Annotated in this window: 11 protein-coding genes; 2 read left to right on the top strand and 9 right to left on the bottom strand. The window is 66.4% G+C overall.

What is annotated here, in order from left to right:
* Positions 1–23: 23 nt before the first annotated feature.
* Entirely contained in the window at positions 24–2243 is a 2220-nt protein-coding gene (dnaB, locus tag BKA16_RS03810; RefSeq protein ID WP_183372878.1) for a replicative DNA helicase, read from the bottom strand.
* 420 nt (positions 2244–2663) lie between these two features.
* A complete protein-coding gene (locus BKA16_RS03805; protein WP_387996267.1) occupies positions 2664–3926 on the bottom strand; it encodes an oxygenase MpaB family protein in 1263 nt (420 codons plus the stop codon).
* Between the two features lie 49 nt (positions 3927–3975).
* Between BKA16_RS03805 and BKA16_RS03800 the strand changes: the two genes are divergently transcribed.
* Positions 3976–4524 (top strand): TetR/AcrR family transcriptional regulator, encoded by a 549-nt coding sequence (locus tag BKA16_RS03800; protein WP_183369423.1) that lies wholly within the window; start codon positions 3976–3978, stop codon positions 4522–4524.
* Positions 4525–4602: 78 nt separating this feature from the next.
* Here the strand turns inward: BKA16_RS03800 and BKA16_RS03795 are convergent, their stop codons facing one another.
* The 5 genes from BKA16_RS03795 to rpsF form a co-directional block, all read right to left on the bottom strand.
* Positions 4603–6222 carry an ATP-binding protein gene (locus tag BKA16_RS03795; RefSeq protein ID WP_465253917.1) on the bottom strand — a complete coding sequence of 540 codons (1620 nt, stop codon included), beginning with the start codon at positions 6220–6222 and terminating at the stop codon, positions 4603–4605.
* A gap of 273 nt (positions 6223–6495) precedes the next feature.
* Complete coding sequence (gene rplI, locus BKA16_RS03790; protein WP_183369422.1) at positions 6496–6945, bottom strand: 50S ribosomal protein L9; 450 nt, start codon at positions 6943–6945, stop codon at positions 6496–6498.
* Positions 6946–6963: 18 nt separating this feature from the next.
* Positions 6964–7221: a 30S ribosomal protein S18 gene (gene rpsR, locus BKA16_RS03785; RefSeq protein ID WP_183369421.1), complete on the bottom strand. Its 258-nt coding sequence runs from the start codon at positions 7219–7221 to the stop codon at positions 6964–6966.
* A gap of 45 nt (positions 7222–7266) precedes the next feature.
* Positions 7267–7839 carry a single-stranded DNA-binding protein gene (locus BKA16_RS03780; RefSeq protein ID WP_183369420.1) on the bottom strand — a complete coding sequence of 191 codons (573 nt, stop codon included), beginning with the start codon at positions 7837–7839 and terminating at the stop codon, positions 7267–7269.
* Between the two features lie 133 nt (positions 7840–7972).
* Positions 7973–8254, bottom strand: coding sequence for a 30S ribosomal protein S6 (rpsF, locus tag BKA16_RS03775; RefSeq protein ID WP_183369419.1), 282 nt, complete (start codon positions 8252–8254; stop codon positions 7973–7975).
* A 138-nt stretch (positions 8255–8392) separates the two neighbouring features.
* Between rpsF and BKA16_RS03770 the strand changes: the two genes are divergently transcribed.
* Positions 8393–9859, top strand: a complete 1467-nt coding sequence (locus tag BKA16_RS03770; RefSeq protein WP_183369418.1) for a glycosyltransferase 87 family protein — start codon at positions 8393–8395, stop codon at positions 9857–9859.
* Here the strand turns inward: BKA16_RS03770 and BKA16_RS03765 are convergent.
* Both BKA16_RS03765 and BKA16_RS03760 read right to left on the bottom strand, forming a co-directional pair.
* Positions 9745–11256 carry a glycosyltransferase family 87 protein gene (locus tag BKA16_RS03765; RefSeq protein WP_183369417.1) on the bottom strand — a complete coding sequence of 504 codons (1512 nt, stop codon included), beginning with the start codon at positions 11254–11256 and terminating at the stop codon, positions 9745–9747. The two genes, BKA16_RS03770 and BKA16_RS03765, sit on opposite strands and share 115 nt — an antisense overlap.
* Before the next feature lie 2 nt (positions 11257–11258).
* Complete coding sequence (locus tag BKA16_RS03760) at positions 11259–13562, bottom strand: transglycosylase domain-containing protein (RefSeq protein WP_183369416.1); 2304 nt, start codon at positions 13560–13562, stop codon at positions 11259–11261.
* Positions 13563–13669: the final 107 nt, after the last annotated feature.

The following is a 13669-nucleotide window of genomic DNA, read 5'->3' as shown; positions in this document are numbered from 1 at the left end:
GAACCTACAACGGCTCCGCTCCCTCAGCCCCGCGCCATGTCCACGAACTTCGAGAGATGCAACTGGTGCGCGACGGTGATCGTCGCCGTCGGACCGTTACGGTGCTTGCCGACGATGATGTCGGCCTCACCTGCGCGCGGGTCGTCGCGCTCCACCGCGTCGGGACGGTGCAGCAGGATGACCATATCCGCATCCTGCTCCAAAGACCCCGATTCACGCAGGTCAGACACCTGTGGACGCTTGTCCGTTCGCTGCTCGGGACCACGGTTCAGCTGACTGATCGCGACGACGGGGACCTCGAGTTCCTTGGCCAGCAGCTTGATCGATCGGGAGAACTCCGAGACCTCCTGCTGACGCGATTCGACCTTCTTACCCGAGGTCATCAGCTGCATGTAGTCGATGACCACCAGGCGCAGGTCGTGACGCTGCTTCAGGCGCCGCGCCTTGGCGCGGATCTCCATCATCGTCAGGTTCGGCGAGTCGTCGATGAACAGCGGCGCCTCGGTGATCTCGCCCATGCGACGAGCCAGGCGGCTCCAGTCGTCGTCGGACATGTTGCCCGACCGCATGTCGCCGAGCTTCACACGCGCCTCCGCCGAGAGCAGCCGCATGACGATCTCGGTCTTGCTCATCTCCAGCGAGAACATGACCGAGGTCAGGCCGTTGTGGATCGATGCCGACCGCAGCCAGTCCATCGCCAGTGTCGAATTGTGGGTCGGCACCATCGCCTCGCCCGCCAGGTACAGGTGATCGGGACCGTCGACCTGGACGCAGCGCACCGGCACGCTCGCCACCGATCGCACCGACACCACCAGCCGCGACCGCACCTGCGTCCGCAACTCCTTGTGCCGCTGCATCTTGTCGTGGACGGTGAACACGTCATCGGACGCCGCGAGGCGGATCCAGCCGCTGCTGGCGCGACGGAAGGTGTAGCCGAGACCCGCGGCGAGATCGCCGACGATCCCCGACATGTGGTTCGTCGCGGCGGGCACGGTGATCCAGCCGTCGTCGTCGACCCGCGCACGCGAGTCGAGGATCCCCGCCAGTAACGCACGACGCTGACCGATCGATCCGCGTAGGTACTCGCGCGGGATCCGACCGCCGAGGTCGGCCATCAACGTCATCACATCGACGGGCCCCTCGGCCTCGATCCGCAGCGCGATCTCCGGATCGTCGTACGCCATCCCGGCGAGGGCGCCCACCGTGTACGGGCCGTACGCGAACGGACGGTGCGCCAACCGCAGCGGCTCGGCGTTCTCGACTGTCGCGCGTCCGGCGTAGAGCTGCAGTTCGTCGGTGGTCACGACCGTCCGGCGACCATCGATCTCGGCCACCCACTGGTGTCGTTGATCGGCGACGAGCGCGCTTCCGTCGTCGAACTCGATCTCGAAGCACGGACGCTGAGTCATCACCTCGGTCGCGGCGACGACCTTCGTCGGACGACCGTCCGGGCCGAACAGGCGATCGCCCACGGCGACCTTGCCCATCGTGGTCCAGCCGTCGGGTGTCGGCAGCGGCGTGTCGAGCGCGAGCGCCTTACCCATACCGGGACGCGCGGCGACGATGATCATCTGCCCCGGATGCAGGCCGTTCGTCAGCTTGTCGAAGTCGGCGAATCCCGTCGGCACGCCGAGCGACAGGCCGCCGCGCGAGGCGATCGAGTCGAGCTCGTCGAGTGTGGGCTGCAGCAGTTCTTCCAGGACCACATAGTCTTCGGCCGTCCGCCGCTCGGTGACCTCGTACACCTCGGCCTGCGCGCGGTCGACCACCTCGGCGACGTCTTGACCGCCGTCGCCCGCGTAGCCGTACTGGACTATGCGGGTGCCCGCCTCCACAAGACGACGCAGGATCGCCTTCTCACCGACGATCTCCGCGTAGTATCCGGCGTTGGCCGCTGTCGGCACCGTCGAGATCAGCGTGTGGATGTACGGCGCGCCACCGACCTTGCGGAGGTCACCGCGACGTTCGAGTTCGGCGGCGACGGTGACGGCGTCGGCGGGCTCACCACGTCCGTAGAGCTCCAGGATCGCGTCGTAGACGGCCTGGTGCGCGGGCTTGTAGAAGTCGCCGGGGCGAATGCGTTCGAGGACGTCGGCGACGGCGTCCTTCGACAGCAGCATGCCGCCCAGCACGGACTGTTCGGCTTGCAGGTCCTGCGGGGGCTGACGACCGTAGTCCTCTCGCGGTGGAGCAGTCCGCTCTTCCGGCTCGGAACCCTGATCCTCCGGTGCCGTCACCCGCATCTCCCCCGTGCGCTCATTGCCGCCGGCCGTCAGACCGCTGTCCACATCGTATTCAGCTACGCGCGAGCGAACTGAAACCTTCCCAGAGGTTAGGGCCATGCGTCCGAACAGCCAAATGCGCGCTGTGGATAACACTGTTGATGAGCTGTGGACAACGACAGAAATCTCTGGAGCGCATGTGCACTCCCCTGTGGAGACTCTGGGGAATTCTCCGAGAAGGACTCCCGTCTTCGCAGGTGAAGGGTTATTTCACAATTCCCCAGACGCCACTTTCGCCTTCCTCGGCGTGTTGCGTTGCGTCACGCCGAGGAATCACTCCACAGCAGGTTGAGACCCTGCCGCGACCGCATCGTCCCCGGCGACGACTCATCCGAACATCCGACATGTCGCATGAGTCACTCTCAGCGCATCGGACACACGTCAGCGACGCAGCGCACCCGATGCGTCGAACTCCGCCTCGCGCCCGGCCATCTGCGCCCAGTACCAGTTCTCCCGATGCGCCGTCATCCACCGCTCGTGGACGCGACCGACGGCGGGGATGCGCCGAAGGCTCTCGATCGCGAAGACGACGGGGTACCGCAGCAGGATCCAGGCCAACCCGGGCCACGCGGTCGGCATGTCGTACCGCGCGTACGTCGTGGGGATCATGAACATCCGTGAGTACGCGGCGTAGATTGTCCCGTTGTAGTGTTCGCGCACCCGTTGTGGTCCGGTATGACCCTCACGCGACACGAACGCGCGCGGAAACGACTCGATGAGTTCGGCGCCGTGCCTCCCGGCATCGTGGCTGCGCGAGAACGTGACCAACGCGAGCAGTCGCAGCGTGTCGGCGATCGTCTCCGGGTACCACGTGTTCCGGATACCGAGGAGATAGCCCATATAGCGTTGAAAGTGGATGAGCGCGTTGATCTCTCGGCGAGTGGTCTGCACCCCCACACCCCACAGCGCCAACGCCGGCACCACGCTGCCGCCGGCCAGCGTCAACAGTTGGTAGGCCTGGCTGATCGGATGGCCCCACCGACTCTCGTCCCATTCGGGGTGCCGGGCGACGCCCCGCCGCACCGACACGTGCATCACGCGGACCATCATCGCCGTGGTGCGCCCCTGACTGCCCGGGGTCAGCAGTGCGCCCGGCTGCGAGACGTCGATCCAGAACTTCGCGGTCTCCAGGAAGCGCCGCAGCGCGTTGTCTCCCGCGTAACCGCCTGCCAGTGACAGGGGTGTCGCGACCGCGGCCTCGGTGTACATCTCCAGCGTCTCACCGCCCGCGACGCTGAACAGGAACGTCCCCCACCGCCGCCACACCTGCGCACCCGCCTCGACGAGCACGGGGTCGACCCAGTCGGGCACGTCCTCGAACTCGCGGAACAGCGCGGCCATCGCCTCCGGCGGTTCGTCGACACTCGCCAGGCCGTGGTCGAGCGCCTGCTTCAGCATGGCGCGACCCGCCTCCGGCCCGACGGCGCCGTGGAACACCTCGTCGACGAACCGTTCGGCGACCGGATCGGAGGCGTACATGTCCCCGCAGAAGGCCTCGATCTGTTCGTCGGTCGGGAACAGGTCCGTGCCGGTCAGGCGCTTGACCACGCGTCGCGCGCGACGTACGGACGGGCGGCGCATCGTCTCTCGGTACGGGAAGGCCGTCGGCGTCGGGCGAGTCGCAGAACCTGGTTCGGTCGTCACGTCGGCGACAATACCATACGGTACGGTATGGATGCGGTACGTTGTCTTCATGACCTCGACGCGCGGCGCCCGCCTGTCCTCGACCGACTGGGTCGACGCCGCGCTCGATCTGTTGACCGCGGACGGCGTCGGCGCGGTCAAGATCTCCCGTCTGTGCGAACGGCTGGGAGTCACCAAGGGCAGCTTCTACTGGCACTTCGATGATCTGGAGACGCTCTGGGAGTCGATGGCGGACCGCTGGCGCCAGACTCACGACGCGAAGTTCACCGAGCTCGACGAGATCGCGGCTCTCCCGCCGCGGGAGCGGGTGGTGAGTCTCGCCGCGATGCTCATGACCGCGCGCAACCTGGCCGTCGAGCGCGCGATCCGCGACTGGGCTCGCACCAACCCGCGGATGGCCGAATCGGTCCGGCAGATCGACAGCGAGGTGTTCAAGGCCGTCTACGCCGCGCTACTCGAACTCGACGTCGACGACGAACGCGCACGGTTGATCGCCGGCCTGCTGGTCTACGCGGGCATCGGTTACATACACGGTCACGACGGGCTGCCGACGCCGAATCCGGAGGAACTGACGTCCGTGATCACCGCGCTGCTGTGAAGGCACCCCTCGTGCGCAAAGAATGTGTACGAGTAGTGACCACAGGCCATCTCGTGCGCGTGCCCCCCGTCAGAAGCGTCAAGTCCGCGGTATCCGGTATGCGCGATTTCGACTCGAAGGCGGCGCCGTCGCTTGAATCGTTCCGGACGCCACAAGCGCGCGAAGAAGCGGCCGCAGTGCATTGACCGTCGCACCGAGTCGCTCGGACAGCTCGCGGACGGTCAGTACGTCACCGCTGTCGAGGGCTTCGACGATGCTCGCCTGTGCAGGCGAGAGGGCCGGAGTCGATTCGATGTCGGCCAATCGGTACACCCCGCCGACGCTCTCGATGAAGCCACTGGCGACGAGATTGTCGAGTGCCCGCTGTGCAATCGTCGTGTCGACTGCCAGATGACGACGAAGTTCGTCGACGGTCAGGGAATCCAGATGATGGAGAAGGGCGAGAGCCATGTCCTCCGTGTCCGACCGCGGCGATCCCCCTAGGCCTTCGAGCCAGTCACGAGTCTCCGGGTTCATCAACCCGAAGCGATCCAACACTGTGACGAACGACGACGGTCGACTCGCGAACCTCGGCGCAGGCAATCCGTTTCCGGTCATCTCTCCGAGCATCCTCGGGATTCCCGAACCGGCGTTCTCGCCGACCGTCTCGTCGCGATCGGCGAACGGCACCTCGGTCAGCAGCCGCGCCAATGACTCGTTCCTCGAGCGTGATCCGCCGTCGAAGATCTGGTCGATGCCCCGACCACCCCACAGCACACCGGGGCTGTGCACTTCGAGTCGGTCCGGAAACAACTCCACACGGACTTGTTCGCCTCGTGCGAGGGCACTGTAGTCGCGATGCGTCACAGCATTGGTCATCGCTTCGCGGATCGCTCCGACGGGTATTTCCGGGATGTCTCGCGCTCCGGTGCCGACGACCACCCTGCGAACCCGCAGATTGCGGAGCACTGCTGCAACGGCGTCGTCGATCATGTCTGGGATCGCGCCGTCTAGAACAGCCCTATCCGCCATCCGTTCGTCTCCGACGACGGCAGACTTGTCCTCGCCGGGGTACACCGCGAAACTGATCATTAATTGGGGAAAGAACTGCTGCGGATATCGCCCGAGCGCAAGCAGACCGCCAAGTGTCGGTAGACCCGAATCCCGATCGACGACACCGATCCTCGCCAAGACCTCGAGATCGGATGTCGTCCCGGCCAGTGCCCGCGGCCTGCTCCGACGAAGCCGGACGATCGTGCGCTCGATGAGTGCCGGATCCAAATCGTGCGGAGTGCTGCCCGTTACGGGCTCGCGGTCAGCCGTACTCGGGGTGGTGAGAGTCGAGAGCTGGAAGACCGCATAGGTGTCCAGCCGATGATCGCCCTCTCCTATCCGAACGTACGTACCTCGCTCCTTGCCCTGGGAGGTGACGAAACACGGCTTCTCTGCGGCAGGGAGTTCGATCACTTCGGCGACGACGACCGGCGCCCCGTCCACCTCCATCTGTTCGATGAGCATCGTCGGCCGCGGCGTCAGTGGGCCCGGCTTCTCGTCAGGGTGCCGCGGTCTCGCCATTTCGACGAGCTGATCGACGCATGCTTGTGCATCGAAGTTCCGGGCAGGCACGAAGCCTTCCTTCTCGTCGAGCCCGATGATCACCACTCCGCCCCTAGCGGTATTGCTGAACGCACTCAGAGTCGGCCAGAGCGCCTTCCCCACGCCTCCACCGCCCGCTTTCACTTCGACTCGAGTGAGATCGGTACCGGCACGACGGACACGATCCACGACACGTGCCAACTCTTCTGGCTCCACAGACACCCTCCAGCCCGCTGCCTCAGTAAGCGTCACTGACACCTTCACTCTATACAGTGATGGCCTCACTGTATAGAGTGATCATCTCACTCTATACAGTGATGGCCTCAGTGACCGCCACCGACGGCAGAAGGCCGGTCCCCTTTCGGGAACCGGCCTTCTGCGAGTCTCGCGGGTACGTCAGGCGACGACCGTCACGTTGAACTTGGCTTCAACCTTCGGGTGCAGCTTGACGACCGCCGGGTACGAGCCGAGAGCCTTGATGTGGCCCTTCGGCAGCGACACGGAACGCTTGTCGACGGCGGGGCCGCCCGCGGTACGGATCGCGGCGGCGATGTCGCCGGCCGAGACCGAACCGAACAGCTTGCCCGAGTCGTGGGTCTTCACGGTCAGCGAGACCGCTTCGAGACCCTCGATGGCCTGCTTGAGCTCGTTGGCGTGGTCCAGGTCGCGCACGGAGCGCGCTTCCTGGGCGCGGCGGATGCCCTCGACCTGCTTCTCGGCGCCACGGGTGGCGACGATGGCGAGGTTGCGCGGCAGCAGGTAGTTGCGGCCGTAACCGTCACGGACCTCGACGATGTCCCCGGCCTCGCCGAGGTTCTCGACTGCGGCAGTCAGGATCAGCTTCATATCAGTAATCCTTCCCGATCAGCGTCCGGTCGAGGTGAAGGGCAGGAGCGCCACCTCACGCGAGTTCTTGACGGCCACTGCGATGTCACGCTGGTGCTGAACGCAGTTGCCGGTGACGCGGCGCGAACGGATCTTGCCGCGGTCCGACAGGAAGCGACGCAGGAGCGCCGTGTCCTTGTAGTCGATGTCGGTCTTCTTGTCTTTGCAGAAGGTGCAGGCCTTGGCCTTGGTGACCTTCTCTACGCGGGGCTTGCGGCCCCCTTTGGCTTTTGCCATGTCGTGATACTCCAGTCGAGTGCCTCCGGACCGACGGGTCCGGGATCAGAAAGGTGGTTCGTCGTCCCCACCGGCGAAGCCGCCGCCGGCAGCAGGTGCGCTGCCCCACGGGTCGTCGGCCGGTTGGTTCGAGGCGGGGGGACGGCCGCCGCCGGAGTTGCCTCCGTAGCCGCCGCCGGCGTTGTTGTAGCCGCCACCGGAGTTGCCTCCGTAGCCTCCGCCCGAGTTCCCTCCGCCGCTGAATCCGCCGCCGTTGCGCTGGGTCTTGGTGACCTGCGCGGTGGCGTAGCGGACCGAGGGACCGATCTCGTCCACTTCGAGCTCGACGACGGTGCGACGCTCCCCTTCACGGGTTTCGTACGACCGCTGCTTGAGCTTGCCCTGCACGATGACTCGCGTGCCCTTCTTGAGGGACTCGGTCACATTCTCTGCCGCGTCACGCCAGATGCTGCAGCGGAGGAACAGCGCTTCGCCGTCCTTCCACTCGTTCGTCTGGCGATCGAACGTACGCGGAGTGGATGCCACGGTGAAGTTGGCGACCGGCGCCCCGGACGGCGTGAAACGCAGTTCCGGGTCGGCGGTCAGGTTTCCGACGACCGTGATGACCGTGTCAGTCATGAGGACTCCCCTAAGTCGATGTGGAACGCCCTGCGGCGTGCCCTGGATGGTTATGCACCACCCTAAAGGCGACTGCCGACATTGTCAGCGGCGAACTCCACAGGCTCGTGCTCGTAGTGGACGCGCCCGGCGCTTACTTGCGCAGGACCTTGGTACGCAGAACCGACTCGTTCAGCTTCAGCTGACGATCGAGTTCGCTGACCGTGTCCGGGGTCGCGTTCAGATCGATGACGGCGTAGATGCCTTCGGTGTTCTTGGCGATCTCGTAGGCAAGACGGCGCTTGCCCCAGATGTCGACGTTATCCACGCTGCCGCCGTCCTTACGGACGACATTGAGGAAAGTATCCAGTGAAGGGGCGACGGTGCGCTCGTCCAGACTCGGATCGAGGATGACCATCAGTTCGTAGTGACGCATGAAACCACATCACCTCCCATGGGCTAGGTCGGCCGCGGACTGTCCGCGGCAGGAGGGTCGCCTGCGTCGGCAACCCGTTCAGGCTACACGAGCAGGGGATGACCAGCGAAATCGTCGGCGGGGATTACTCTGACGGTCATGCCGTCGCAGAGAGCCGTCCCCGGGCCCGGATGTCTCAAGTTCGGTGAACGCGTTCTGGTTCTGACGATCTCGCTGCTCGCGACGGCGGTCACAGTGTCCTGGGGGCTGCACGCCAAATTCATCTGCGGCGGACCGACGTTCGACGCCGCGGGCCGCAGCTCCGGGTTCCCGCAGGGGCCGCGCGGGACGATCATCCCCTGCTACTCGGATCTGATGCAGTTGTGGACGACTCGCGGACTCGACCAGCATCTGCTGCCGTACGTCCACGGCGGGATCGATGCGCACGGCCACCTGTTCGGGGGCGTCGTCGAGTACCCGGTCCTGTCCGGAATGCTGATCTGGCTCGGCAGTCTCGGCGCCCACTCCGATCTCAGTTTCCTGCTGCACAGCGCGGCGATCCTGGCGCCGTTCGCCTTCGCCACGACGGCGCTGTTGGCCTGTATGACGCGGTGGTGGGCGATGCTCTGGGCGGCTGCGCCGCCGCTGGTGCTTTATTCGTTCCACAACTGGGAGCTGCCGGTGGTGTTCACCTCCGTCGCCGCGGTCGCCGTCGTGACGTACGGGCGGAGCCTGCACCCGGAGACCGGTCGCCCTCGTCTGCGACTGCGGACCAGCGCGGTCTGCGCGGCGGTGCTGCTCGGCATCGGCTTCTCACTGAAGATCTATCCGGGCCTCTTCGTCCTCCCGCTCGCCGTCTACGTGCTCACCGCGAACGGCCGGGGCCGACGCGCCCTCGACTGGGCGGGGGCCGCGTGGGTGGCCGGAGCCGCGATCGTGACCGTCGCCGCGACGCAGCTCCCGTTCATGGTCGCGGGCTATGACGGTTGGAAGGCCGCACTCGACTTCCAGGGCCGCCGCCAGGCGGACGCCACCACGAACGGCATCTGGTACTGGGGACTGCGGTATCTGCTCGACGGCGACACCCCGGCCTATCGGTCGGCCGTCGACATCGGGTCGCCGCTGCTGATCGTCGCGGGCATCAGCCTCGCCCTGTGGATCGGTGTGCGGCGGCTGCGACGCGACGGGACGTACCCGTGGCTGCAGGTGGCGGCGGCGATGCTGGCCGTGTTCATGCTCTTCCACAAGGTCCACTCACCGCAGTACACGCTGTGGATCCTGCCGTTCTTCGTCATGCTGACGGTGCGGTGGCAGCTCATCGCCGTCTATCTGATCGCCGACGTCGCGATGGACCTGTCGGTGTTCCGATTCCTCGGCATGGCGCATTCGGCGGACCGCGACGCCGCGTGGTCCATCTGGGTCGTCGGTGCGACCAGTTGGATCCACGTCGTCTGCCTCGCGGTGTTCGTCGTGATGTTCGCACGGGCCCGGATCCGCGAGCCGCTCGCGTCCTATCTGGCGTCCACCGGGGCGCCGTCGGGCCCGTTGACACGACTCGCCCTCGCCGACGCCGCCCGCAGCCCGGCCGCCGCCGAGACCGGTTGCAGCAGTTCCCAGACGACGTAGGCGCACAGTCCGGCCACCATCAGCCAGCGCACGGCCGAACAGATGTAGAAGAACTCGGCGGGCAGCCATTTGCGATCCGCGTCGAGGAACAGAGCCATTCGCGGCACCCACAGCAACGCGTCGAAGGTCATCCAGGTCAACAGGATCCGCGAGTGCCCGATGGCCAGGACGGCGAGCGGCACCAGCCACAGGGAGGTCTCGGGCCGCCAGTCCTTGCCGATCAGCAGATATCCGGCGACGAGCAAGAACATCAGCACGACCACGCGCGGTTCACGCGGCGCGCGCATCGCCGCGTAGGTGACGCCCGCGACGACCGCGATCATCAGCACGAACACCAGGGCGGTCACCAGCACGACGGGCGGCTCCCACCCGAACATCTGCGAGATCAGCCGGTAGACGGTGTCCGCACCCGGTGCGCTGTCGCGCCACGCGGTGAACACCGCACTCCAGCCGGACGGGTAGAGCACGGCGAGCGGCACGTTGATCACCGCCCAGGTCGCGACGGCCGCGCCGTCGACGACCAGCGAGTCCCGCACTCTCCGCTCCCGGACGCACACCAGCCCGATCGCCACGAGGAGCAGCAGCGGATAGAAGGCGGTACCCGCACCGAGCCCGATGAGCACCCCGGCCGCCGTGCGTCGGTCCTTCGACCACGCGTACATGGCGAGCGCGGTGAACATCACCGGCAGCACCTCGTACGCGGTGAAGATGTGGACCAGCGCGAGCGGGGAGATCGCGATGAGTGCGACGATCCACGGGTCTCGACGGCGCGTTCGCATCGTCGCCCAGATCGCGATCAGCCAGCCGAACGCCAGGAGTATCGAGGCGACGACGAAGTAGTAGACGACGTCGAGGGATCGAGGCAGTCCGGTCGCCTCGACGAGGGCGCCGAGCCCCCGGGACGCCTGCGCGGTCACGTACATGAACGCGCCGGTCACGACCGGAGCCCGCAGGTACTGGCGTTCGCCGTCGACGTCCCAGTAGGTCCGGTACGGCGCCGCTCCGTCGGCGAGGTCGGTGGGAGTCAGATGATTCTGCGAATACCCCGCGACGATGTTGGAGTAACAGAGCCCGACGAACTGGCGCTGGTCGTCCCAGTCGAGGCGGCTCTGTCCGGGCTGCCCGGCCACGTCGGTCTGCTGAATGCAGCCCGCCTTGCCGAACCAGCCAAGTGCCATCACCGCGAGCGCGATCAGCAGCAGCACCCGCAGCGGGGTCCAGTTGCGACTGCGACCGACGGCCGCGTGCACCCCGACCGGGCCTCCGATCGACGTGCTCAGCTGTGCGACGAGCGGCTCGTTCCACGAGGGGAGCACGCGGTCGGTCGCCAGCCGTGGGTCGTCGTCGAGCGGAGCGGGCGAGTCGACTTCACTCGGCGACGACGGAGTCGACTCCATCTCTACGGCTCGGTGTCCGCCGCGCCCGGCCCGGTGTCGTTTCCGCCCTGTCCGGTGCCGCCGCCCGGACTGTTCGTGTCTCCGCCGCCCGAGTCGCCTCCGTTTCCGGAGTTCCCGCCGTTACCGGAGTCACCGCCGTTCCCGGAGTCACCACCGTTGCCGAAAGGGATCGTCACACCGGGGGCGATGGTGATGTCACCGTCCTCGCCCTGGCCGGGGAGTCGCGGCGTGTTCCGACGACGCGTCGTCTCCCGATCCTGGGTGTACGTCTCGGTGTAGCTCGTGGGCGGCGGCTCGTACGGCACACCCGCCTGACCGCCGACGGACTCCGGATCGGGGAACTGCTCGATGGGGTCGCCGGCCAACGCCGCGTCCATCTGCGCCTTCCAGATCTGCGCGGGCAGACCGCTGCCGTAGATCGTGCCACCGGAGTAGTTGCGCAGCGCGGTGCCGTCGTTGGTGCCGACCCAGACCGCGGTGGACAGCTGCGGCGTGTAGCCGACCATCCACGCGTCCTTGTTCTCCCCGGTGTCGCCGAGCTGAGCGGTACCGGTCTTCGACGCGGACGGTCGCGCTCCCAGGCTCGAGTCGTACAGCGAGTTGCCGTTCGAGTAGGCGGCGATCGGCTCCATCGCCGCGGTCACGTTGTCCGCGACGGCGGCCGAGACCACGCGCTCACCCTTGTTCTTCTCCCGGTCGAACAGGACGTCGCCGGTGGACGTCTCGACCTTCTGCACGAAGTACGGCTCGCGGTAGATGCCCGACGCGGCGAGCGTGGCGTACGCCGACGCCATGTCGAGGACGCGGCTCGGGTACTGACCGAGCACGACGCCGCCCTCGGGCTTGCCGTTCTTCTCGGCGAGCGTGTGCTGGATAGTGCCGAAGCTCTCGGCGATGCCGAGCTTGTGCGCGGTGTCGGCCACGTCTTGGGCTCCGCCGTTCAGATCCATCATGAGGCGGTAGTAGACGGTGTTGAGCGACATCTTGAGTGCGGTCGCCAGATTGCAGGTGCCGCAGCTCTCCCCGTCGGAGTTGTTGATGGTGAGGCCGCCCGGACCCTGGTACGGGTCCGACGAGTACTGCTGCGACAACGGGATGTCCTGCTCCAGTCCCGCGACGAGCGCGAACACCTTGAACACCGAGCCGGTCTGCAGACCGGCTGAGGCGTAGTCCCAACCGTTTCCGTCGGTGCCGCCGAAGTAGCCGACGACACCGCCGGTGGCCGGGTCGATCGAGACCGACGCGGTGCGCAGGTCCTTGGGCTCACCGGACATCTTGGCGCGCGCCTGCTCGATGAGCGCGTTCTGCACCTTGGGGCGGATCGACGTGGTGATCTTCAGACCGCCGGTCCGGACCTCCTGCTCGCTGATGCCGATCTTCTCCAGTTCGGCCATCACCTTCTGCTTGATGTGCCCGTTGGGGCCCTCCTTGGCGGCCGAGTCGTCCTGTGTCGGATCGATGACGCGCGGGAACTTCTCGGTCTCGCGCTTGGCCTTCGTGAGGAACCCGATCGAGACCATGCCGTCGAGGACGTAGTTCCACCGATTGGTGGCCAACTCCGGGTCGACGGCCGGATCGTAGATCGACGGTCCGCGGATGATGCCTGCGAGCAATGCCGACTCGGAGTCGGTCATGCAGTTTGCGCGCTTGCCCCTGGGCAACTTGGGGTCGGCGCACTCGGCCGGCGTCACCTTCGTGATGTCGCGGTTGAAGTAGGCCTTGGCCGCCGCGGCCACACCGTAGGCGCCGCGACCGAAGTAGATCGTGTTGAGGTAAGCGGCCATGATGTCCTCTTTGGCCCACTTCTTGCTCATCTTGGTGGCGATGGCGAGCTCTTTGAACTTGCGCTTGTACGTCACCTCGTCGCCGACGATCGCGTTCTTCACGTACTGCTGGGTGATCGTCGAACCGCCACCGGCGTCACTGCCCTTGAGCTTGCCCAGCGCGGCCCGGCTGAAGCCGCTGAGCGAGAATCCCGCGTTGGAGTCGAAGTCGCGGTCCTCGGCCGCCTTGACCGCGGCCACCATCGAGGCGGGGATCTGGTCGTACTTGACGTCGATCCGGTTGCCCTCGTCGGGAACGATCTTCGAGATCACTCCGCCGTTGGCGTTGACGATGGTCGCGACCTGCGACTGCTTGATGTCGCCGGGTGCGGGCACGTCGACCGTCACGTAGGTGAAGACGAATGCGATCACACCGATGATCGCGACGACGGGCACCGCGCCCGCCACCAGGCCCACGATCCACGCCGCCGCTTTCGCAGCGGTCCGTCGCCCGTCTGACTTGTCACCAGCGTCGCTGGCCATCGCTCACCCACTTCTCTGCGCTCACCGGCCCTGCCGGGCCGTATAGAACAACTTTGACGTACGGCAGCCCTGCTGCCAACTCCGCTCACTCGCCGACCGAGTCACAT

It is taken from the genome of Gordonia humi, assembly GCF_014197435.1.
GTDB classification, from domain to species: domain Bacteria; phylum Actinomycetota; class Actinomycetes; order Mycobacteriales; family Mycobacteriaceae; genus Gordonia; species Gordonia humi.
The sequence above is the reverse complement of the archived record's forward strand: the minus strand, read 5'-3'. Positions and strand labels throughout refer to the sequence as shown.